This is a genomic window from Helicobacter ganmani (genome assembly GCF_003364315.1).
GTDB classification, from domain to species: Bacteria; Campylobacterota; Campylobacteria; order Campylobacterales; family Helicobacteraceae; genus Helicobacter_D; species Helicobacter_D ganmani.
On the sequence record NZ_NXLS01000018.1, the window covers coordinates 1 to 4,596 of the forward strand.

1 protein-coding gene and 2 rRNA genes are annotated in these 4,596 nt (G+C 41.8%); all 3 read right to left on the bottom strand.

The window, feature by feature from the left end:
• Positions 1 to 207 precede the first annotated feature (207 nt).
• Positions 208 to 519, bottom strand: a complete 312-nt coding sequence (locus tag CQA43_RS09280) for a ComEA family DNA-binding protein (protein WP_115552316.1) — start codon at positions 517 to 519, stop codon at positions 208 to 210.
• A 655-nt stretch (positions 520 to 1,174) separates the two neighbouring features.
• A 5S ribosomal RNA gene (gene rrf / locus CQA43_RS09285) occupies positions 1,175 to 1,290 on the bottom strand.
• A gap of 300 nt (positions 1,291 to 1,590) precedes the next feature.
• Positions 1,591 to 4,474 (bottom strand): 23S ribosomal RNA (locus CQA43_RS09290).
• Positions 4,475 to 4,596 lie beyond the last annotated feature (122 nt).

Below are 4,596 nucleotides of genomic sequence, written 5' to 3' on the forward strand. Positions count from 1 at the left end.
GTAGAGTTTTATTCTTTTACAAATATTTTATGTAAAATGCACCCCTCTCAATACAAATGCACAATCCACAGGAATTCTGCCAATCTTTACAATTCCATAATATGCTTTTATTTATTTTTACAATCTCCTATTCTTGCAAAAAACCAATAAAATAAGAGTAAAATAACTTATAAATAAACACAAATATAAGAATACCCCCCAATTTTCTTACTCTTTACTCTCCTTCTTACTCTTATTTCCTTCACCCTCTTTTGTCTTTTTAGATTCTTTTGCAGGTAAAGATTCTTCTACAATAAATTCTCCTTTGAGTTTTTCTAAAGTCTTCTTTCCAAATCCTTTCACATTTCCTAATTCACTAACCGATTGAAAGGGTTTATTGGAGCGATATTCTATAATTGCTTGCGCCTTTGCTTCCCCTATTCCTTTGACACTCATTAATTCTTCTTTACTTGCAGTATTGAGATTGACTGCACCAAAGAGCCAAGAAACCATTAAGAATCCTAAAATTAAAAATCTCATTTTTTCTCCTTATTTTTAATGTAAAAAGTTTTTCATTGTATCTAAATTAAAGAAAGATTCTTGAAATCTCCTTTACAAAAAAGCTAAAAAAGATTCCATTGTTACAGAAGGGAACATTGTTTGGAATGCTTCAATATTTTTGCTTGTTAGCTTTTATATTTCAAGACTTAAAGGACAAATCCTAAGCCAACATTGTGTTTTCTATCACATTATTGTATTCCTGTCCTTGCAAGGAGCAACGCGCAAAGCAATCCATACCGCAAGAATCTCTCCCTTTACGATTCCAATTCCATTGTGAAGTTTTCTTGAACTAACACTCTAGATTGCTACGCATCACAACGACGTAGTAATATTCTTTAACCAATCCTCAAACAAAAACCAACAAGCCAATCCTATCCCCCCCCCAATCAATCAAATATAAAAATTGGGATTCCAATAAGTTATCCAAGCAATAAAACCAACAACTAATACAATATAAAGACAAATAAACACTATTTGCAAATAACTATTTGAATAAGGATAAACAAATGAAGCCAAATTGCTTAAAAATGTTTTGAAGTATGGATACAGATTTTCATAATGTTGCAAGCAGTCGTTTGATTTTATGGACACATAGCAAAAGCAGATAATTCTAAACTCATTCTTTACACTCTCATCTCCGCACCGTCCTACTTTACCACTCTTGCAAAGAGCAGTATCATCAGCGAAGAAGAGCTTAACTGCTAGGTTCGGAATGGAGCTAGGTGGAACCTCTTCTCTATCAGCACGAAGATGACAATGTAAAAAGCCTAAATCTTTTAAAATCTCTTAGCTCTAAGATTGTCTTTAAAGGATTCTATAAAGAATCTTGAACTTTTTTTCTTGCTTTATTTTCTTAAAACTTTTCTTTTGGTTTCTCTTGAAGTTTCCACGAAAGTTTTTAAATCTTTTTAGATTTTTCAATCTTTCTCTTTTGAAGTCTTAAGAGAGTATCAATAGAGATTTTTAAGTAATACCATCAATGTTTGCAAACAAACTAGATTCTTTCCTTTTTGAGTTCTTACACTCATTAAGGCAGTGGCTTTAAAAGTCATTTTAAGCCAATCGGTCTATTAGTAGTAGTCAGCTAAACATATTACTATGCTTACACCTCTACCCTATCAAGCAGGTAGTCTTCCTGCGACCTTCAGGGAAAGTTCATCTTGGAGTTGGCTTCACGCTTAGATGCTTTCAGCGTTTATCACATCCATACGTAGCTACGCTGCGATGCCCATAGCAGGACAACAGCTACACCAGTGGTATGTCCATCCCGGTCCTCTCGTACTAGGGACAGATCTCCTCAACTTTCCTACGCCCACGGCAGATAGGGACCGAACTGTCTCACGACGTTCTGAACCCAGCTCGCGTACCGCTTTAAATGGCGAACAGCCATACCCTTGGGACCTGCTCCAGCCCCAGGATGCGATGAGCCGACATCGAGGTGCCAAACCTCCCCGTCGATGTGAGCTCTTGGGGGAGATCAGCCTGTTATCCCCGGGGTACCTTTTATCCTTTGAGCGATGACCCTTCCACACAGAATCACCGGATCACTATGACCGACTTTCGTCTCTGCTTGACTTGTTTGTCTTACAGTCAGGCTGGCTTATGCCATTACACTCTACAAATGATTTCCAACCATTTTGAGCCAACCTTTGCAAGCCTCCGTTACTTTTTAGGAGGCGACCGCCCCAGTCAAACTACCCACCAGGCATTGTCCTACTAGAGGATAACTCTAGCTAGTTAGCAGACAGAAACATTAAGGGTGGTATCTCAACGATGGCTCCATCTCTACCGGAGTAAAGATTTCAAAGCCTCCCACCTATGCTGCGCATAATGTTCCCATCGGCAGTGCCAAGCTGTAGTAAAGGTCCACGGGGTCTTTCCGTCTTGCCGCGGGTAGGAGGAATTTTCACCTCCACTACAATTTCACTGAATCACTCTTTGAGACAGCTCCCATCTCGTTACGCCATTCATGCAGGTCGGTATTTAACCGACAAGGAATTTCGCTACCTTAGGACCGTTATAGTTACGGCCGCCGTTTATTCGGGCTTCAATTCATAGCTTCATCTTGCGACTGACTAATCCTCTTAACCTTCGAACACCGGGCAGGCGTCACACCTTATACTTCCTCTTACGAGTTGGCAAAGTGCTGTGTTTTTGGTAAACAGTCGGGAGGGACTCTTTGCTGAGACCATATTGCTATGGCACACCTTATTGCGAACTTACGGTGTTAGTTTGCAGAGTTCCTTAAAGAGAGTTCTTTCACGCGCCTTAGAATACTCATCTCATCTACCTGTGTCGGTTTGCGGTACGGGCAATATTAGCTAAACTTAGAGGCTTTTCTTGGCACGACGATCTTAACAATTCTCCTTTCCATCCGAAGACTTCAAAGAGCCTGTTGGGTTTGGGATACGGGAGCGGATTTTCCAATCTCCTAACTTGCACCTTTCGACTGACACTTCTATCCGTCAGCTTGTCTTGACCCTATGCGTCCCCACATCGCACACTAATATTGGTATTGGAATATTAACCAATTTTCCATCGACTACCCCTTTCGGACTTGTCTTAGGACCCGACTAACCCTACGATGACGAGCATAGCGTAGGAAACCTTAGATTTTCGGCGAAGTGGATTCCCACCACTTTTATCGCTACTCATTCCTGCATGCTCACTTCTATACGCTCCACCACTCCTTACCGGTATGGCTTCAATGCTGTATAGAACGCTCTTCTACCACTGTGCATCAGCACAATCTACAACTTCGGTGTCTATCTTAGCCCCGTTATATTTTCAGCGCAGAATCACTAGACCAGTGAGCTGTTACGCTATCTTTAAAGGATGGCTGCTTCTAAGCCAACCTCCTGGTTGTCTGAGTAACTCCACATCTTTTTCCACTTAGAATAGAACTTTGGGACCTTAGTTGGTAGTCTGGGTTGTTCCCCTTTAGACGATTGATTTTATCACCCACCGCCTGACTCCCAAGATACGGTAATAGGTATTCGTAGTTTGACAGGGGTTGGTACCGCGGTGAGCAGCCCTAGCCCAATCAGAGCTCTACCCCCTATTACTATCACTTGAGGCTATACCTAAATATATTTCGAAGAGAACCAGCTATCACTGAGTTTGATTGGCCTTTCACCCCTATCCACAGCTCATCCCAACCCGTTTCAATGGGTACGAGTTCAGTCCTCCGGTGGGTGTTACCCCACTTTCAACTTGGCCATGGATAGATCACTCAGCTTCGGGTCTGCAGCATCTGACTAAAACGCCCTATTAAGACTCGCTTTCGCTACGGCTTCACATTGGTTTAACCTTGCCAGATACCACAACTCGCAGGATCATTATGCAAAAGGCAGTCCATCACCCTGATAAATCATAGGGCTCTGAATGATTGTAGGCAAATGGTTTCAGGTTCTATTTCACTCCGCTCACTGCGGTTCTTTTCACCTTTCCCTCACGGTACTGGTTCGCTATCGGTGTAGTAGTAGTATTTAGGGTTGGAGAGTGGTCTCCCCTGCTTCAGTCCGGGTTTCACGTGCCCTGACCTACTCTGGATACTGCTACCTAGAAATACTCTTTCATATACGGGACTATCACCCTCTATGGCTATTCTTTCCAAAATGTTCTATTAGAGTATTCCAGTGGATATTGCAGTCCTCAACCCCCAATGCAAGCATTGGGTTTGCCCTTTTCCCCGTTCGCTCGCCGCTACTAAGAGAATCTCGTTTGATTTCTTTTCCTCTAGCTACTGAGATGTTTCACTTCGCTAGGTTCGCTCCATTTAAGGTAATGTGTATTGCTACACATTGGGTTGCCCCATTCGGAAATCTATGGCTCAAAGCTTCTTGACAGCTCCCCATAGCTTATCGCAGTCTAGTACGTCCTTCATCGCCTCTACTACCCAAGGCATCCACCATTTGCCCTTTACAAGCTTAACTGACTTTGTATTCTTTAACGCCACTGCCTTAATGAATGTAAATCCATTAAAACAATCTTGGTTATTTGCGTGATTGTAGTTATTACTTATTTTAGGCTTTAACAATGAGTTGTGTAAGAACA